The following is an 18,352-nucleotide window of genomic DNA, read 5'->3' as shown; positions in this document are numbered from 1 at the left end:
GTAAGGCCGGGTCCTCGCGCGTTTATCCGTTAAAGACGCACACGAGCGGCTAACATATTTCAATCAACGGGATGGTGCTGGATGTTTTTTGGGTCCAAAAAGAAAAAAACAAAAAAAGAAGACACAGCTGCTTCGCTCTCAAACCTTGATGATGCGATCGCGTTACTTAATCAATTCTCACACCCGCAGTTGGTCGAGCAGTGGGCAAGCCAAACGGGGTGGGTGAGAACCGCAGATCATGGCTTTAGGGTCACGTTCCCCTTTGCGGCGCACTCTATCGCTGAAGCGCTTAAAGATTGGCTCAGTGCGCAGTCTGATGCCCTTGCCAACCAATTTGAACTGATGCAACGGGTGGCACCGTTAAAAACGGGCGAAAAAACGCCGGTGAAAGGGGTGAAAAACCTGATTGTTGTGAGCTCAGCGAAAGGTGGCGTCGGTAAATCGACCACCGCTGTAAACCTAGCGCTTGCGTTGCATGCGGAGGGCGCTGCAGTCGGCATTGTTGATGCGGATGTGTATGGGCCGTCTTTACCTATCATGTTGGGCGCCAAAGATAGTGAGCCACAAACCCATGATGGCAAGTTAATGGAGCCTGTGACGCGCCATGGTATCGCCTCAAATTCGATCGGTTATCTGGTGCCCGCAGAGAACGCGACTGTTTGGCGAGGTCCTATGGCCTCAAAAGCGTTTGCACAGCTGATCAACGAAACACGGTGGCCCGAGCTGGACTATTTAGTCGTCGATATGCCGCCTGGTACCGGTGACATCCAACTGAGTTTGGCGCAACAGTTTCCGGTGACAGGCGCGATTGTGGTGACAACGCCACAAGATTTGGCATTGGCCGATGCGGTGAAAGGGGTGGCGATGTTTGAAAAAGTTCACGTTCCCGTGTTGGGCGTGGTAGAAAACATGAGTTATCACATTTGCTCGCAATGCGGCCATCATGAAGCCATTTTTGGCTCAGGGGGTGCCGATAAAATGGCGCAAGAGCAGGGGACGCCAGTGCTTGCACAGGTACCGCTTCATGTTGCGATTCGGGAAGATATTGATGCCGGTGTGCCAAGCATGGTCGCGCGCCCTCACAGTGAGCATGCGGCGGTTTATCGACAGATGGCAGCGACGGTCGCCAGTCAGCTCTACTGGCAAGGTGAAACACGTCCTGAACAGATTAGCGTACAAACTGTGTCGCCCTGATTGCGCAACCGGCCGTGATTTATCGGCTAAAGCGGCCGGATGCACAGACAAGCGCGATTTTCTCTGGCGCCAGCTGCTTCAACTCCCTATAATCAGGCGGTTTATGTTGATTCCGCCAAGCTTCCCCTGGGTATTCATATTATGAGTGACAACAACCACCACTGCGTTATTATCGGTATTGCAGGTGCCTCTGCTTCCGGTAAAAGCCTGATCGCCAGCACCATTTATAAGGAATTAAAGGAAAAAGTCGGTGATCATCAAATCGGCGTGATTACAGAAGATAGATATTATCGTGATCAGAGCCACCTCAGCATGGAAGAGCGCGTAAAAACCAATTATGACCACCCTCAGGCACTGGATCACGATCTTTTGTGTGAGCATCTTGAAGCATTGGTCGCCGGTCAGCCGGCTGATGTGCCGGTTTATAGTTACTCCGAGCATACCCGTATGGGAGAAACCACGACGATGACGCCCAAAAAAGTGATCATCCTCGAAGGTATTCTGCTTCTCACCGATCCCCGTCTTCGCAATTTGATCCACGCCAGCGTCTTTATGGACACGCCACTTGATATTTGTTTACTGCGTCGGATGAAACGTGACGTTGCCGAGCGCGGTCGTACCATGGATTCGGTGATGGAGCAGTATCAAAAGACGGTCCGCCCTATGTTTATGCAGTTTATTGAGCCGTCGAAGCAATATGCCGATATCATTGTCCCGCGCGGGGGTAAAAACCGCATTGCGATTGATGTACTAAAAGCGCATATCGCGCGTTTACTTAAAGCGTAAGGCATGATCTCCCATCACATGATGGGTCAATGACTGTCTCTCTAGGTAATCAGTCGTGGTTTAATCCATAATGTGTGCGCGAATATATCGAATGTGTGCGCGAATATATCGAATGAGTGCGGTGCACAAAGCAAGACACCGCGTGAGTAAATAACCGTGAGGAATGTTAGATGCGACTGTGCGACAGGCATATCAAAGAACACCTTGATGATGGCCGCATCAAAATTGATCCCCGTCCTGCCGCAGACGCGATTTCGGGCGTGACTGCGGATGTGACCCTGGGTAACCAGTTCCGTGTGTTTAACGATCATGGGGCCGCTTATATTGATTTATCGGGGCCGAAACAAGAAGTGAACGCCCAACTTGAGCGTGTCATGAGTGATGAAATAGAAATCGCTGACGGCGACCCTTTTTATCTTCATCCGGGTCAATTGGCCTTGGCAGTCACGCATGAGGCTGTGACATTACCCGATAATATTGTCGGTTGGCTCGATGGCCGTTCATCGTTGGCGCGGTTGGGTTTGATGGTCCATGTCACGGCACACCGAATAGATCCGGGCTGGTCAGGGCGAATTGTTCTAGAGTTTTATAATAATGGGCGTCTACCGTTAGCGCTACGTCCCGGCATGCCGATCGGCGCCTTAAGCTTTGAGCCCATGTCAGGGTCAGCGGACCAGCCTTATAATAAACGGGACAATGCCAAGTACAAAAATCAGCAAGGGGCAGTCGCCTCTCGTATTAGCCAAGACAAGGCTTAATGAGTGAAATGCGCCTGAGGGCGCATTTTTTTTCTCACCAGGAACTCGACGGTTAAATCGTGGTCGATAACGCGTCTGACACACAAGGAGCATCTTGCAATGATAAAAAAAATCGTCCTTATTCTCGCAGCATTTGTCGTGGTGTTGATTGGCGCCGTCGCGACTTTAATTGCCACGGTAAACCCCAATCAATTTAAACCCTTGCTGGTGGAACAAGTCGCAGAGCAAACGGGCTATGAGGTCGTTATCGGTGGCGACATCGAGTGGCAGTTCTGGCCGAGTTTGGGCTTTTCCATTGCTGATGTGGCGATCAAAAACCGACCTGGTTTTGATGAGCCTGATTTACTCCGTTTGTCGCGCGCGCAATTATCCGTTGATGTGTTGCCATTGATGTCTCAGACATTACAAGTGGGTGAAATTGTCTTACAAGACCCGCATGTATTTATCCAAACGTTGGCGAACGGCGATAGCAATGTGACACCAACTCAAACAGTGACGCCAACTCAACCAAAAAACGTGGGTGCGTCGGCAGAGCAACAGACAAGTTTGTCGTCGTCAGAGCCGGCTAGCCAGCAAGATACAGTGAGCGGGGCGTGGCAAGTTTCCTTACAAGGTCTACGCGTCACCAATGCCAGCGTCGTGATTAAAGATGATCAGGCGGGTACGCAAACGGCCTTACGAGATGTTGAACTCCAAGTGGGCAATATAGCAACCGATATATGGACGCCACTGACCGTATCACTGCGTGGCGAACAGGATGGTGCGACCTTCAGCGCGCAAGGGCAGGGTGAACTGAAGCTTGCCGCGGATCCACAACAAAGTCAGTTACGAGAACTTGCGCTAAATGTTTCGGCACAACAAGGCGAGATGACCATCAATGAAGCCAATATTACCCTCGACCGTGTCGCCTTGGGTCAAGCGGCTCAGCTCGGCTTTAATATCAATGCGCAGACGTCAGAGCTAAAGGTTGAAACCTCTGGAAACGCACAAGTTACAGTGGCAGAAAGCCAAGACAAGGTCACAGTGCAGGGGTTGGACATGCTCACTCAGCTCTCGGGTGACGCATTACCCGGCGAGTCGCTGACTCAAGAGCTGGCGGCAGATATCGTCTTCGATGCCAAGCAGCAAACGTTAGATATCACTGAGATGACCAGCCGTCTTAATACTGACGAGGTGGTCATAGACGGTAAAGTGGCCATCAAGCTGGCAGATATCCCGCAAATTCGTTTTGCACTCAATACCAATCACATCGATCTCGATACCTTGTTACCGACAGACAATGCAGCGCCTCGTCAATCTGCAAACGAAAGTCAGTCTGGGTCCAATGATGAATCCAGCCCCAGTACGCAAACTGGGTCACTTAGCCAAGAAGAGCCTGATCTGAGAGTGTTGAAGACGCTGGATATTGCCGGCTCACTGGCGATGAAAGGGCTTACCGTGAGTAACGTTACCTTAGGACAAACACGCGCCACGGTTGCTATCAACCGTGGCAAAGTCGACGTGTCCGAGCTGATCACGCAAGCCTATGAAGGCAGGGTAGTTGTGCAAGGGATGTTAGATGCCACCCAAACCCCCGCGCGCTATCAAGTGAGTAAAAAAGCACGCAACATTGCCATCTTGCCGTTATTGGAGGATGTCGCACAGGTTGATCTGCTTGAAGGCAAAGGCAATGTGGATATTAACCTCCAAGGTCAAGGTTTATCGCCTTATGCTCTCCGTCAGGCGATTCAGGGCAGTGCTGCGATTTTCTTTGAGGATGGCGCGATCAACGGCATTAACTTGGCACAAATGCTGAGAGAAGCGAAAGCGACGTTGAAAGGAGAAGCGACCAGCAACGCTGCCAACGATGTGCGCAAAACCGACTTTAGTGCGCTCACCGCCAGTTTTACCATCGGAAATGGCATGGCACGCACCAACGATCTGCTACTAGAAGCCCCAGCGCTGCGAGTCAGAAGTGAGGGGCAAACTGATTTGCTGAAAGAAACGTTAGATTTTGATGTGTTCACGTCTGTGGTTGAAACCAGCAAGGGTCAAGGCGGCAAAGATATTGATGAACTTCGTGATGTGACCATCCCAGTGACGGTGGCCGGTACCTGGCAATCGCCGAGTTATCAATTAGATATCAAGCAGCTACTCAGCAGCAACAAAGTCTTGGAAGAAAAGGCACGCAAAGAAGCACAGCGTGGGATTAAAAAGTTACTGGGTGATAAAGCGGATGATGACAAGGTCAAAGAGGCAACCGATAAACTGCTTAATTTATTCCAGTGATCGGTTTACCACTTTTTACGCTAATAAATCAAAACCTTGTTAAAGGATAAGCGATGGATTCTATTACCCAGGCGGCACTGGGCGCGGCGGTTGCTGGGTTAGTCTCGGGCAAGCGCTGTTCTCCAAAAGTGCTTTTGGCCGGTGCTGCATTGGGCACCTTACCTGACTTAGATGTGCTGATTGATTATGGCGATCCGGTGGCGAATACGGTCAACCACCGTGGATTCAGTCACTCATTATTTGTGCTGCCTTGGGTTGGTGCAATCATAGGATGGTGTGGGTGGCGATGGCGTCGTCAATGGCCGCTGTGGCAAGTCATGACGCTGGTGATCGCGGTGCTCGTGACACACCCGTTGTTGGATGCGATGACGGTTTATGGTACCAAGCTTTTTTGGCCGTTAGACGTGCCTTCGGTAGCAGTCGCCAGCCTGTTTATTATTGACCCACTTTATACGGTGCCCTTATTGGTCAGTGTTATCGCCGCGTGTATTTGGCGACATCGGGGCGCCAAAGCATGTGGTATCGGATTGGCAGTCTCTACGCTCTACCTGGCCAGTTCGGTCTATCAGCTTGAAAAGATTGAAGTACGTGTTGCAACCCAAACCCAAGGAACCGACTTGGCAGGGCGGCCGCATATTATTATGCCCACCCCGTTTAACACGCTGCTGTGGCGAGTGGTGATTATCGGCGACGACCACTACTGGGAAGGACTCGCGTCACGCTTAGACAAAGATAAGCATATTCAATGGATCACGCGTCCTCGCGGACAATGGCCACTAGCGGGCTCGGAAACATTAATGGCACTTCGCACGTTTTCGCGTGATTTTATTCGCTTTGAAAATCGGAATGGGCAGCAGGTGGTGACCGACTTGCGTTTTGGCGTAGCAAACTATCAACCCTTTCAGTTTTTGCTTGCCGAGCAAGACGCCGAAGGGCAGTGGCAGTCAGTTATGCCTAAGCAGCTTGAGCCAGGGCCGCTACGAGACAGCGCCTTGCCAACCCTCTGGCAGCGATTGCTGGGTGATCAATCGATTGATGCGCGTTTGTGTCGCCAGTCTTGCCAAAAGGATGCCGTGGACAAGACGCAGTCGATATCGTTAAACGCGAAGCCCTGAGAAAAGCGGCGCTCAGGATAACGTCAGCCACGGCTTTCTTTGTTTTTACTCGGTGGCTTACCAGTCAATGCCTTGGCGCGCTTTCACGCCGGCGTCGAAGGCATGCTTAACGTTTCTGACTTCCGAGACGGTATCTGCCATCTCAACTAAGCGACGGTGTGCGCCACGCCCAGTGATGATAACGGATTGTTCGCTAGGGCGTTGTTGCAGCGCATCAATGACTTCATCGAGGCTGATATAGTCGTACGTGATCATGTAGGTGATCTCATCCAGTACCACTAAATCGTAGCGGTCATCCGCAAGCATCGCTTGACACGCTGCCCATATTTGCTGAGCGGCTTGGGTGTCTGCGGTTTTGTCCTGCGTATCCCAGGTAAAACCGGTACTCATCACGTGAAAGTCGACACCATGTTGGCTCAGTAAATCCCGCTCTCCACAAGCCCACGTGCCCTTGATGTACTGAGCTACGCCACACTTTAGCCCATGGCCGGCGGCCCGCGCCACTGTGCCAAACGCGGATGTCGATTTACCTTTACCATTGCCCGTTATGATCAGGAGGAGCCCTTTTTCTTGTTGCGCGGCTTCAATTCGAGCATCAACTTTTTCTTTTAACTTTTGCTGACGCTGCTTGTGTCCTTGTTCTGACATACGATTTCTAACCCCAAATAAACGTTACACCATAGTAAAGCGACGTCATGCTTCATGCTACCCATAACAACGCAAAGGCAAGCAGATTGAAGCGACTAGGCATCCGAGTGTCGACTTGATAGAGTAAAACTTTACCAATAAGGAGACTCTATCGATGACAACCCCAAAAAATGTGCCGAGTCTATTGGTGGTTTGCTTAGGCAATATTTGTCGTTCACCGACGGCAGAAGCGGTATTACGCGCCCGTGCCCAGACGAGAGGGATCATGGTGAATATTGATTCTGCGGGGACAGCAGGTTATCACCAAGGTAATCCGCCAGATAAGCGGAGCCAACAGGCAGGTCAAGCGAGAGGGTACTCGTTTGCCGGTATTCGAGCGCGTCAAGTACGGCAGGAAGATTTTGCGGATTTCGATATGATCTTAGCGGCCGATGAAAGTAACTTGGCCGACCTGCATGCGCAATGTCCGACTGATTACCAAAACAAACTGTCTCTGTTTCTCAGTTGGGGAGAGCAGACGGAGGGCGCGATCCCTGATCCTTATTACGGCGGCGACGATGGATTTGAGCACGTACTGGACTTATTGGAGCAAGCGGCAGACGGTGTACTAGACCATATTGTTGCAAAGATCAACGCGCAATAGAAGCAGTTAAGACCACAGCCAGTTAAGACCACAGCCAGTTAAAACACGCATAGACACACGGGGCATGAAAAAAGGCGCTGTCATCAAGCGCCTTTTGGATTTGTGATGAGAGACGCTACCATTTTTTCTTGGGGGCAAACAGCTCGTCCAATTCGCTTTTTTCTTCTTCTTGCTCGGACTGCAATTTCTCATGACCACTGTTTAGCGTATGAGTGATGTCGCTGTGCATTTTTTCAAGATGCTGTTTCATCTCTGACGAGTATTCATCGGTCTTTGGACTGACGACATCGATCGCTTTTTTCAGTAATTGCTGCGCCGTGCCCATTTGACCTTTATTTTTCGCATCGTTGGCACGTTTAATCACGTTCTCAATATTTATCTTGAGCTGCATTTGCTCTAGTCGCGCGTTTTCCGACACAAAAGCTTGCGTTGCCAAGCGGCCTTTCGAATGCTCGGCTTTAACCACTGAGCGCAAGCGCTTGACGAGTTTGAGCATCGATATTGCCTCTCGGTCGTTATGAGGCACTTTAAACGATGTCGAGTCTCGGTTGGAGTAGCTTTGTTTGACCTGATCGATTTGAGCCTGGGTCGCACTAATTCGTTGCTTAATTGACTTATCCGATGGATCGACCTCGTACATGGCTTTCAAGGAATCCAAGATCTTTTTGTTCAAGCACGCCAGTAATGTCCCGCTATAGGGTAGGTTATGCGCATTGCCAATCAGCTCTTCAGTCGCATCGATGACGGCAATGTGCTTCGCCATTTCTTGGCGCTTGTGAGACTCGATTTGCTTTCGTTGTTGAGCCAATATGTTGTAGCCGACAATCAGGCCGAGCAATATGACACAAAGGCCAGCTATCAAGGCAATATTCATAATTTAGCGTCGATGTTCCTTGCAATAAACTCAACTGGTTAAGATACACCATCTCGACTGACAGAGATAGCATCAATCGAAAGGTGAAAGCTGCATGAGTGATCCGCCTCTAACTCTTAGCATTGCGGCCTCGTCGAATGCGCCTTTATGAGTGTGGCCTATGATCTCGCGATCTGCGATAAAGTCGTTGCAATAAAATACTATTTGCGATCGAGTCGGTTAGAATGACAGGGTAAATTGCTTAGTGAATGTGCAATCGCTAACGTTTATATAACCAAAGCCTATTAAATAGTCGAATTTGGGTATATAAATGAGTGATATAAAACCATGCTGCCACTTAACCCACGAGGCTGACGCGTCTGCACTATGAAATTACAACAGCTTAGATATATCGTTGAAGTCGTTAACCACAACCTTAACGTATCTGCGACGGCGGAGAGTTTGTATACCTCTCAACCTGGGATTAGCAAACAAGTCAGGCTGTTGGAAGATGAGCTAGGCGTACAAATATTCGAACGAAGTGGTAAGCATTTAACGCAAGTAACACCAGCCGGTGAGGCGATTGTCGAGATCTCACAAAGCATTTTATCACGAGTAGAAAGCATCAAAGCGGTCGCTAGTGAGCATACTCATCCTGAAATGGGGAACCTCAATATATCGACCACCCATACGCAAGCGCGTTATGCATTACCCGACGTGATCAAAGCCTTTACCAAGCGGTACCCGAAAGTTTCCTTGCATATGCACCAGGGGACACCGACGCAAATATCCAGTTCAGTGGCAAAGGGGACGTCTGACTTTGCCATTGCAACCGAAGCATTTCATCTCTACGAAGATTTGGTGATGCTGCCTTGTTATCACTGGAACCGCTCGATCATTGTCACGCCCGATCATCCTTTAGCACAAAAAACGGATCTCAGTATTGAGGATCTCGCGGCCTATCCGCTCGTGACGTATGTGTTTGGGTTTACAGGGCGATCTGAGCTGGATGAAGCCTTCCATCGCGCTAACCGCACACCGAAAATTGTATTCACAGCAACGGATGCGGATGTGATTAAAACCTATGTGAAGTTAGGCCTAGGTGTGGGCGTGATCGCGAGCATGGCCATGGATAGTCATGCTGATGCAGATTTGGTTGCCATCGATGCGAGTCATATTTTCGGTGCGAGCACCACCAAGATAGGCTTCCGTAAAGGAACCTTTCTTCGTAGTTATATGTATGACTTTATTGAGCGTTTTGCGCCGCATTTGACCCGAAATGTGATTGACCAAGCGGTTGCACTGCGTACCAATGAAGAAATTGATGCTATGTTCAAGGACATTCCGCTTCCGGTTCGATAAACTGTTTAAAACGACGAGGCTGCTGAGGCAGCCTTTTTTGATCACGCACTCATCAATACCTTCATGCCAATCATGTCATCTTTATCGTTCAGCGACCAATTTAATCAGTTAACCAATCTGTTGATACAGCACCAAAATCTGTGGCGACTGATGCCGATGGCGCATACTCAGCTTCCGTGGCAAGACGACGGGCCGCTTTGCCAATGGCTCGCCACGTTGGATAATACGCAGCTCGCGGCCTTAAACGCGGATCCAGACGCTGTGATAAAAAAACTCGCGACCTGGTGGCCAGCGTTAAACCAGTTACCAGCGTTAGTCTCAGTACCGATGGCGCAACATACTGATATTGAGCTTGATTCGCGCTTGAATGTTGGTGTGCCGGGACGCAAATGGGCGCAAATACAGGCGTATTTAGGCGCGATGCCGCAAACAGATAAGACGGCGTGTTATTTAGAGTGGTGCGCTGGAAAAGGATACTTAGGACGCGGTGTCGCGGCGATCACAGGTAAACCAGTAGAAAGCGTAGAATGGCAATCGGAACTGTGCGAACAGGGACAAACTTTCGCGGATCAAAAGGCGCTCCCGATGCAGTTTTACTCGTTAGATGCAATGAGTGAGGCGGCAACAGTCGTCATTGCCGGTTGTGAGCACGGGCTGGCGTTGCACGCGTGTGGCGACTTACACGTAAAGCTTCTTCAAAAGGCGGTCGCAACGGGTATGCGTGCACTAACGGTTTCACCTTGTTGTTATCATTTAATTCGCGGAGATAGGTATCAACCTTTATCCGCACAGGCGCAGGAAGCCGCCCTGACGCTTTCAAAAGCAGATTTAAAGCTCGCGGTTCAAGAGTCCGTCACTGGCGGGCAGCGGGTGCGCCGTCAACGCGAGCAGGAGGTCACTTATCGGTTGGGCTTTGATGAATGGCAACGTGACTATCAACAATCTGAGCACTATTTACCGCTACCCGCACTCAAAAAGTCACAGCTTACCCAAGGGTTCGCTGCCTTTTGCCGCTGGGGGGCCGCGCAAAAAGGGCTCACATTCCCCGGCGACTTTGATCAGACTCACTACTTGGCTCGAGGCGAAGCAAGGTTTCTCGTGCTGGAGAAAATCAATCTAATTAAAAGTGCATTTCGGCGCGCCATGGAGCTGTGGCTAGTGCTTGATCGTGTTTTATATCTTCAACAACATGGATACCGTGTCACGCTAACCCAGTTTTGTGAACGCGAACTCACGCCAAGAAACCTCCTTATTCATGCAGAGCGTACTCATGACGACCATGTTCATGGCGACCATATTCATGGCGACCATATTCACATAAAAAAGAAACGACGTAATAACAATTAAGCACGTGCATAACGTGTTACGCCTAGTTGACAATATCTAGCGCGCCAAAGCCGGATGGTACTCGCTGCCGCGACTGAAAATGGGTACACTGGCGGTAAATAGTTTAATGTGAAGAAACTTTATTATGCCAGATATTGGTGTGTCGATTGCGGTGGCTCTGATCTTAGGGTTAGGGTGCTTTGTGCAGAGTTTGATTGGCTTTGGAATGGCGATCGTAGCGGCGCCGCTTTTATTGATGATTGATCCGAAATTGGTACCAACGACAATTTCGATGGTGGGGCTGACATTAGCCAGTATTAACGCTTGGCAATATCGTCATCAGTTGTCTTTTCGTGATTTGAGTTGGGCGTACTTCGGCCGAGTGCCAGGCACCGCGGTTGCGGGCGGGATCATGTTGGTAGTCACAACACAAATGCTTGAAATTATTATAGGTGCTGCCGTCTTGCTCGCTGTGTTTGCCAGTGTGATGCGCTTTAATATTGCCCCCAACCGGCGTAACTTTTTTATCGCTGGGTTTACGTCGGGAGTCATGGGAACAACGACCAGTATCGGTGGTCCACCGATGGCGCTTGTGTTACAGCATGCAGAGGTGAATAAAATGCGCGCCTGTTTGGCAGGCTACTTTGTTGTGAGCTGCATTTTGTCTTTAATCGCCTTGAGCGCGACCGATTATCTAACCTGGTGGCATGTCAAACAAGCGGCATTTGCCGTTCCTGCCGTATTGCTGGCGACCTGGTTGGCTTACCGTATTGCGCCACGTGTTAAACCGCAATTTGTTCGCCGAGCGATGCTAATACTCTGTACATTGGCGGGGATAAGTACATTGGCGCGCGGACTTATCGGTGCTTAAAGGTCGCACCCCATCAGCGTGGGGTGCGACCGATGGTGTGAATCAAGGTCGGCCCTCGGTGTGTTATCCGATAAATTGCGCTGCGACAACCGTGATACCGCCGACCATTGCCAGGCTCAATCCAAGATTACCGCCAATGACTTGATAGTGCTCGTCAGTTGAGACCGTCTGGCGTGCCTTACGCACCATCAAAACCGGGAGTACCACGGCAAGAATGACGAGTGCGATCGCGGCGTATCCTAACGCTGTGATAAAACCCTGCGGATAATACAGCGCAAAGACCAACGGTGGGAGGTAGGTAATAGCCGCTGTTTGTAAGCGCCCACGCACGCTATCTTGGCGGTTAAAGCTGTCGGAGATAAAGTCAAACAAGCCTAAACTGACGCCGAGAAAAGACGTAGCTAGTGCTAAATCGGCGAACAGTGAGATGCTTGAAGCAATATAGTCTTGTTGAACCACTGATTGGATAATTGCCACAAACTGGGACAGTTCACCGTTTTGTACCAAGGTAGACTGTGCCACCGTACCGAGGCTGGCTACTTGCCAAAAGATATACAAGGCCAACGGAAGGGTTGAGCCAACAATCATGACCTTTCTTAGCGAAGGTAAGTCGATCCCGACGTATCGCACAATAGAAGGAATACTGCCGTGGAAGCCAAAAGACGTGAAAATGACCGGTAACGCGGCAACCAGCAAACCTCGTTCAACGGGCATTTCGACTAAGTTAATGCTAGAGACATGAGGCGTCAGTAGGGTTAAGGCCAAGATTAAAAATAATAACTTAATGGTGAATAACCCGCGGTTAATTAAATCCACTTTACTGGTGCCCAATGTCACCACAAGACCGAAAACCAGCGTAAATAAAACGGCGCCTGCCGCAGGTGGTAGCTCAATGGCCGACCATTGCGCCAGCTTTTCATTTAATTGGCTGCCCCCGCCTGCAATATATGCGGCACAAAGTGAGTAGAATAAAAAGAGCATCGCAAACGACGCCAGCCATTTTCCTTTATTCCCCAAAAACTGTTTCGCTAAACTGTGCAATGTCGCGTCGGCCTCTGCGAACTGATGCACTTCTAACATCAGTAAGGCGGTGTAGGTCATTAAGGCCCACATCGCACCCATGAGTGCCATCGATGCGCCAAACCCGATGCCGGCAGAGGCAAGAGGCAACGCCAGCATACCGGCGCCAATGGTTGTGCCCGCAATAATGAGCGAACTTCCGAGTACTTTATTCATATTATGTTTAACCAATGTTAATAAATAGTTAATTATTGTGTTCGCACAAAAGATAACCTGAATTTATTCGTATTGTGCATCGTCTAGACAGATAAAAAAACGGCTTTGTGTAATGTTACAGGTACGGTGTTGTAAAATAAAGTGTACGATAAGGGTGGGGTAGTGCATTGTGCCGTCTAATGTCATAATCAAGGTCGGATGATCGCGACAACAAGGAGCGGCAAGGTGGACAAACAACAACATGAAACCTCATTGCCACGGATCGCAATGCTCTCGACAGGTGAAGAGGTATTGCTGGGTGATATTACCGATACCAACGCCGCTTGGCTTTCAAGAGTATTATTTGAAAACGGGCTGGCGATGTCTCGTCGTGTGACTATCGGCGATGAACTTGATGATATGGCGATTGAGCTTGTACGCCTGTCACAAACGGAAGAGGTCGTGATCGTAAATGGCGGATTAGGACCGACCACGGATGATTTAACCACGGCGGCCATGGCTGCTGCGATGGGAGTAGAGTTAACCCTCAATGAAGCGTGGTTAGACGAGTTAAAACAGCGGTTTGAGCGTCGAGGCCGGCCGATGGCCCAAAGTAACCTCAAGCAGGCGATGCTGCCAGAAGGCGCAAGGTTAATTGATAACCCCAAAGGCACTGCTTGTGGCTTTCACTGTCAGCTCAACGGATGTCACTTTTACTTTACGCCCGGAGTGCCTTCTGAGTTTTTCTCAATGGTTGAACAGCAAATTCTTCCTGAGTTGTTACATAATTACCCAGCCAAAGCGCGATCGTGTTACCGTTTATTTACATTTGGGCTATCAGAGTCGGGGATCAGCGATGTGATGGCATCGTTAGTGCTTCCCAATAGTGCAACACTCGGGTATCGCTCCAGCTTGCCGTTTATTGAAGTTAAGTTGTTCATCGAAGCGGATCATGTTGAAAAAGATGCGGTTCTGGACGCGTTACGGCATCGTCTTGCGGACTATGTCGTGTCCTTTTCTGAGCCGATGACGGCGGCATTGGCTGCGGATATTAATCACCATGGTGTAGTGTTAAAAGTTGCGGAACAATTCACTGGTGGTTGGCTGGCGAGCACGTTAAACGGTCAGGCGGCACATCTGGTTGAGCAGGGTTGGGTAATGTCGAATGCGCATGTGCCAGAGCAAGCGGTCGCTAATCCCTTAGCCGCGTCATTAGCAATGGCAAGTGCGACGACGTCGCCAGGACAGCGTCAAATCGGACTTGCCTGCGGGCCTGAGCTTCACGGCCAGATATGTGTGGCGATTTCTACCCCAGAAGGTGAATGGGGGCAGCGGCTTAGTTTTAAGCGACACCTTTCAAATGACGATGCACGTTGTTACATGGCGACGGTCTTATTAGACATGCTACGGCGTTATCTTAGTGGTGAAGCCGTTATTGCGGATTATGCATCCTTAACTCGCCACGACGACATTTTTATCGATGCACAGACGCTGGCGTAGAGAAGGGTACAGAAAAGAAGAACACGCCACGAGGCGGTGACTGTCGGTCACGCCTCGTTCACTTGTTTTTTCATGCATGCCGGTTGGTAGTCAAAGACAATTGAGACGTTAGTTTGTGGGGCACTTTGGCAGGCAAGGATTTCCCCGGGCATCACGAAAGCCATGGCATCGTGTTGAGTGACCGACCCTTGATTAAGTTTACAGCGACACGCACCACACAGACCACTTCGGCACTGATATTCAGGCTGAATGCCAGCATTTTCGAGCTGTTCAAGCAAGTTTTGGTGGGTGTTGCCACCCACCTCCACGCCATTCACATCGATAGTGATACGGGTCATAGTTCAAAATCACCGAAGTCTTCAACGCTGACTTCATTGTCGATCTGTCCAACCAAGTAGGAGCTAATCTCCGCTTCTTGTGGGGCAACTTGCACGTTATCTGATGACAACCATGCATTAATCCAAGGAATGGGGTTTTGGGTTGCATCGTCGTACGCGGGGGCGAGGCCAACAGCGGACATACGCAGGTTGGTAATGTATTCCACGTATTGACACAAGATGTCTTTGTTCAACCCAATCATGGAGCCATCACGGAATAGATACTCGGCCCAATCCTTCTCTTGCTCGGCGGCTTTTTTAAACAGATCAAAGCATTCTTGCTCGCATTCTTTTGCGATCTCAGCCATTTCAGGATCGTCCTGACCGCTCCGCAGAATATTGAGCATATGTTGTGTGCCGGTCAGGTGCAGCGCTTCGTCACGCGCGATAAATTTAATGATCTTGGCGTTACCTTCCATTAATTCGCGCTCGGCAAACGCAAACGAACAGGCAAAGCTGACGTAGAAGCGAATCGCTTCAAGTGCATTCACTGACATTAAACACAAATACAACTGACGTTTTAGGGCACGCAAGCTCACGGTGACGGTATGACCGTTAATGGTGTGTGTGCCTTCACCAAGCTGATGATAGTAGTTGCTTAGTTGAATAAGATCGTCGTAATACTGCGCAATATCTTCGGCGCGCTTTTGAATGTGTTCATTCATTACAATGTCGTCAAAGACAACCGCTGGATCAGCGACAATATTACGAATGATATGCGTGTAAGAGCGCGAATGAATGGTTTCTGAGAAACTCCACGTTTCAATCCAGGTCTCTAGCTCCGGAATGGACACCAATGGAAGCAATGCCACATTTGGGCTACGACCTTGGATAGAATCCAATAATGTTTGATACTTCAAGTTACTGATGAAAATATGCTTTTCATGTTCAGGTAGCTTGTTGTAGTCAATACGGTCGCTTGATACATCGACTTCTTCTGGGCGCCAAAAGAAAGACAGCTGCTTTTCGATCAGCTTTTCAAAAATCTCATATTTTTGCTGGTCATAACGGGCAACGTTGACCGATTGGCCCAAGAACATCGGTTCTTTAAGCGGATCGTTGTTAATTTTAGAAAACGTACTGTAAGCCATGAATCTTATTAACCTCTAGAAAAGGGCCCGGGTGGGGCCCTTCGCATATTGTGTTAGATCTTACATGCGCCGCCGGCACAATCATCATCGGCAGCTTGTGCCGCGCTTGAGTCGGATTGACCGTCCGTCGCGCCATCACGGGTGTTGTGATAATACAGGGTTTTTACCCCTAATTTATAAGCTGTGAGCAGATCTTTAAGCAGTTGGTTCATAGGAACTTTACCGCTTGCATGTCGGCTCGGATCATAATTGGTGTTGGCAGAAATCGCTTGGTCAACGAATTTTTGCATGATACCCACTAACTGTAAGTAACCCTCATTGCTACCAATGTTCCAGAGCAGTTCGTAGTTATTTTTATATTTATCATACTCCGGTACCACCTGCTTCAAGATGCCATCTTTTGATGCTTTGACCGAGACAAAACCACGAGGTGGCTCAATGCCATTGGTGGCATTTGAGATTTGCGAAGACGTCTCAGACGGCATCAGCGCTGTCAGGGTCGAGTTACGCAAACCATGGGTTTGAATATCCTTACGTAGGGTTTCCCAATCCAGATGAAGCGGTTCGTCGCAAATCGCGTCTAAATCTTTTTTATACGTATCAATAGGGAGAATGCCCTGTGCATAGGTGGTTTCATTAAAGGCTGGACACGCGCCTTTCTCTTTCGCCAGCTCTACCGATGCACGCAATAAGTGGTATTGGATGGCTTCAAAGGTACGATGCGTGAGGCCATTCGCACTGCCATCCGAATAACGCACGCCATGTTTAGCCAGGTGGTATGCGAAGTTAATGACACCCACACCGAGCGTACGACGGTTCATGGTCGCTTTACGTGCGGCGGGCAATGGATAGTCTTGGTAATCCAACAACGCATCCAGTGCACGAATGGTCAATTCAGCTAGCTCACCCAACTCATCGAGTGATTCAAGCGCACCCAGGTTAAAGGCCGAGAGGGTACACAGTGCAATTTCACCGTTCTCGTCTTCAACATTATTCAGTGGCTTAGTGGGGAGGGCAATCTCCAGACACAGGTTCGACTGACGAATCGGCGCAACAGATGGGTCAAACGGGCTATGCGTATTGCAATGGTCCACATTTTGAATGTAAATACGGCCTGTTGACGCACGCTCTTGCATCATCAGTGAGAACAAATCCACGGCTTTAACGGTTTCACGCTGGATTGATTCATCTGCTTCGTACTGGGTATACAGACGCTCAAATTCTTCTTGGTTTTCAAAGAATGCGTCATAGAGCCCTGGCACATCTGATGGTGAGAACAACGAAATGTTGCCACCTTTAAGCAAACGGGTGTACATCAGCTTGTTAATTTGTACCCCGTAGTCCATATGGCGGACACGGTTCTCTTCGACGCCTCGGTTATTCTTCAATACCAGTAGCGATTCAACTTCACGGTGCCACATCGGGTAGAACAAAGTCGCTGCACCACCACGTACGCCACCCTGTGAGCAACATTTCACCGCGGTTTGGAAATACTTATAAAAAGGAATACAGCCGGTGTGGAATGCTTCACCGCCACGAATAGGGCTACCCAGTGCACGAATGCGGCCTGCGTTAATGCCAATCCCTGCGCGCTGTGACACGTAGCGAACAATCGCACTGGAGGTCGCATTGATTGAATCCAAGCTGTCGTCACACTCAATCAGCACGCAAGAGCTAAACTGGCGTGTTGGTGTCCGTACGCCTGACATAATCGGCGTTGGCAGCGAAATTTTAAACTGCGACGCGGCATTGTAGAAGCGGCGAATATAGTCAAGACGCGTTTCTTTGGGATAAGAGGCAAACAAACAGGCAGCGACCATCATGTACAAGAACTGCGCGCTCTCGTAAATCTCACCGGTGACACGGTTTTGTACCAGGTATTTACCTTCCAGCTGTTTGACGGCCGCATACGAGAAGTTCATATCACGCCAGTGATCGAGATAGCCATCCAGGGTCTCGAGCTCTTCGAGGCTGTAGTCTTCCAAAATGTGTTTATCGTATTTGCCTTTCTCAACCATGCCTTTTACATGATCAACCAGCTTAGGTGGCTCGAATTGGCCATAGGCTTTTTTACGTAAATGGAAGACAGCCAAACGCGCCGCGAGATATTGATAATCCGGGCTTTCTTCAGAGATAAGGTCGGCAGCGGCTTTGATGATTGTCTCGYGGATATCTTCAGTGCGCATGCCATCGTAAAACTGGATGTGAGAGCGCATCTCAACCAGAGAAACGGAAACGTTTGAGAGGCCTTCGGCAGCCCAAGTCACAACGCGATGGATTTTGTCGAGGTTTAACTTTTCTTTGCGTCCATCACGCTTTAATACAGTAATTTCTTGGTTCATTTG

General features: G+C 49.5%; 16 protein-coding genes. 10 read left to right on the top strand and 6 right to left on the bottom strand.

All coding sequences use genetic code 11. The features are described from left to right. Positions 1-81 precede the first annotated feature (81 nt). From apbC to BZG75_RS00235, 5 genes are all read left to right on the top strand, one after another. The gene (apbC, locus tag BZG75_RS00255) at positions 82-1,194 is read left to right on the top strand and encodes an iron-sulfur cluster carrier protein ApbC (protein WP_077575852.1); all 1,113 of its coding nucleotides are present in this window, start codon (positions 82-84) and stop codon (positions 1,192-1,194) included. A gap of 141 nt (positions 1,195-1,335) precedes the next feature. Beyond that, positions 1,336-1,980, top strand: coding sequence for a uridine kinase (gene udk, locus BZG75_RS00250; protein WP_077460248.1), 645 nt, complete (start codon positions 1,336-1,338; stop codon positions 1,978-1,980). A gap of 170 nt (positions 1,981-2,150) precedes the next feature. After that, on the top strand, positions 2,151-2,738 hold the full coding sequence (dcd, locus tag BZG75_RS00245; RefSeq protein WP_021022410.1) for a dCTP deaminase: 588 nt from the start codon (positions 2,151-2,153) through the stop codon (positions 2,736-2,738). A 99-nt stretch (positions 2,739-2,837) separates the two neighbouring features. Then, positions 2,838-5,006 (top strand): AsmA family protein, encoded by a 2,169-nt coding sequence (locus tag BZG75_RS00240; RefSeq protein ID WP_077575851.1) that lies wholly within the window; start codon positions 2,838-2,840, stop codon positions 5,004-5,006. A gap of 53 nt (positions 5,007-5,059) precedes the next feature. Further along, positions 5,060-6,121, top strand: coding sequence for a metal-dependent hydrolase (locus BZG75_RS00235; protein ID WP_077575850.1), 1,062 nt, complete (start codon positions 5,060-5,062; stop codon positions 6,119-6,121). A gap of 57 nt (positions 6,122-6,178) precedes the next feature. On the opposite strand, the gene cobO is transcribed toward BZG75_RS00235, so the two are convergent. Further along, a complete protein-coding gene (gene cobO / locus BZG75_RS00230; protein WP_077575849.1) occupies positions 6,179-6,769 on the bottom strand; it encodes a cob(I)yrinic acid a,c-diamide adenosyltransferase in 591 nt (196 codons plus the stop codon). Positions 6,770-6,923: 154 nt separating this feature from the next. Between cobO and BZG75_RS00225 the strand changes: the two genes are divergently transcribed. Continuing rightward, positions 6,924-7,412, top strand: a complete 489-nt coding sequence (locus BZG75_RS00225) for a low molecular weight protein-tyrosine-phosphatase (protein ID WP_077575848.1) — start codon at positions 6,924-6,926, stop codon at positions 7,410-7,412. A gap of 115 nt (positions 7,413-7,527) precedes the next feature. On the opposite strand, the gene BZG75_RS00220 is transcribed toward BZG75_RS00225, so the two are convergent. Then, the gene (locus BZG75_RS00220) at positions 7,528-8,286 is read right to left on the bottom strand and encodes a DNA repair protein (protein WP_077575847.1); all 759 of its coding nucleotides are present in this window, start codon (positions 8,284-8,286) and stop codon (positions 7,528-7,530) included. 366 nt (positions 8,287-8,652) lie between these two features. Between BZG75_RS00220 and cysB the strand changes: the two genes are divergently transcribed. The 3 genes from cysB (at position 8,653) to BZG75_RS00205 (ending at position 11,824) form a co-directional block, all read left to right on the top strand. After that, positions 8,653-9,627 (top strand): HTH-type transcriptional regulator CysB, encoded by a 975-nt coding sequence (gene cysB, locus BZG75_RS00215; protein WP_021022404.1) that lies wholly within the window; start codon positions 8,653-8,655, stop codon positions 9,625-9,627. Between the two features lie 63 nt (positions 9,628-9,690). After that, on the top strand, positions 9,691-10,974 hold the full coding sequence (locus BZG75_RS00210) for a methyltransferase (RefSeq protein WP_077575846.1): 1,284 nt from the start codon (positions 9,691-9,693) through the stop codon (positions 10,972-10,974). Positions 10,975-11,098: 124 nt separating this feature from the next. Continuing rightward, positions 11,099-11,824 (top strand): sulfite exporter TauE/SafE family protein, encoded by a 726-nt coding sequence (locus BZG75_RS00205; protein WP_077460202.1) that lies wholly within the window; start codon positions 11,099-11,101, stop codon positions 11,822-11,824. A 63-nt stretch (positions 11,825-11,887) separates the two neighbouring features. On the opposite strand, the gene tyrP is transcribed toward BZG75_RS00205, so the two are convergent. Next, positions 11,888-13,060 (bottom strand): tyrosine transporter TyrP, encoded by a 1,173-nt coding sequence (tyrP, locus tag BZG75_RS00200; RefSeq protein WP_021022402.1) that lies wholly within the window; start codon positions 13,058-13,060, stop codon positions 11,888-11,890. 225 nt (positions 13,061-13,285) lie between these two features. Here tyrP and BZG75_RS00195 point away from each other — a divergent pair, with 225 nt between their 5' ends. Further along, positions 13,286-14,539 (top strand): CinA family nicotinamide mononucleotide deamidase-related protein, encoded by a 1,254-nt coding sequence (locus tag BZG75_RS00195; protein WP_242413559.1) that lies wholly within the window; start codon positions 13,286-13,288, stop codon positions 14,537-14,539. 47 nt (positions 14,540-14,586) lie between these two features. On the opposite strand, the gene yfaE is transcribed toward BZG75_RS00195, so the two are convergent. Genes yfaE through nrdA form a run of 3 tightly spaced genes read right to left on the bottom strand, consistent with a single transcriptional unit; the run spans position 14,587 to position 18,349 of the window. Beyond that, positions 14,587-14,877, bottom strand: a complete 291-nt coding sequence (yfaE, locus tag BZG75_RS00190; protein WP_077575845.1) for a class I ribonucleotide reductase maintenance protein YfaE — start codon at positions 14,875-14,877, stop codon at positions 14,587-14,589. Continuing rightward, the gene (gene nrdB, locus BZG75_RS00185) at positions 14,874-16,007 is read right to left on the bottom strand and encodes a class Ia ribonucleoside-diphosphate reductase subunit beta (RefSeq protein WP_021022399.1); all 1,134 of its coding nucleotides are present in this window, start codon (positions 16,005-16,007) and stop codon (positions 14,874-14,876) included. Before nrdB ends, yfaE begins: the two co-directional genes overlap by 4 nt. Before the next feature lie 53 nt (positions 16,008-16,060). Continuing rightward, positions 16,061-18,349, bottom strand: a complete 2,289-nt coding sequence (gene nrdA / locus BZG75_RS00180; RefSeq protein WP_077575844.1) for a class 1a ribonucleoside-diphosphate reductase subunit alpha — start codon at positions 18,347-18,349, stop codon at positions 16,061-16,063. Positions 18,350-18,352 lie beyond the last annotated feature (3 nt).

It is taken from the genome of Salinivibrio sp. AR640, assembly GCF_001995405.1.
Classification (GTDB): Bacteria; Pseudomonadota; Gammaproteobacteria; order Enterobacterales; family Vibrionaceae; genus Salinivibrio; species Salinivibrio costicola.
This window is presented reverse-complemented; position numbering and strand designations above follow the sequence as displayed.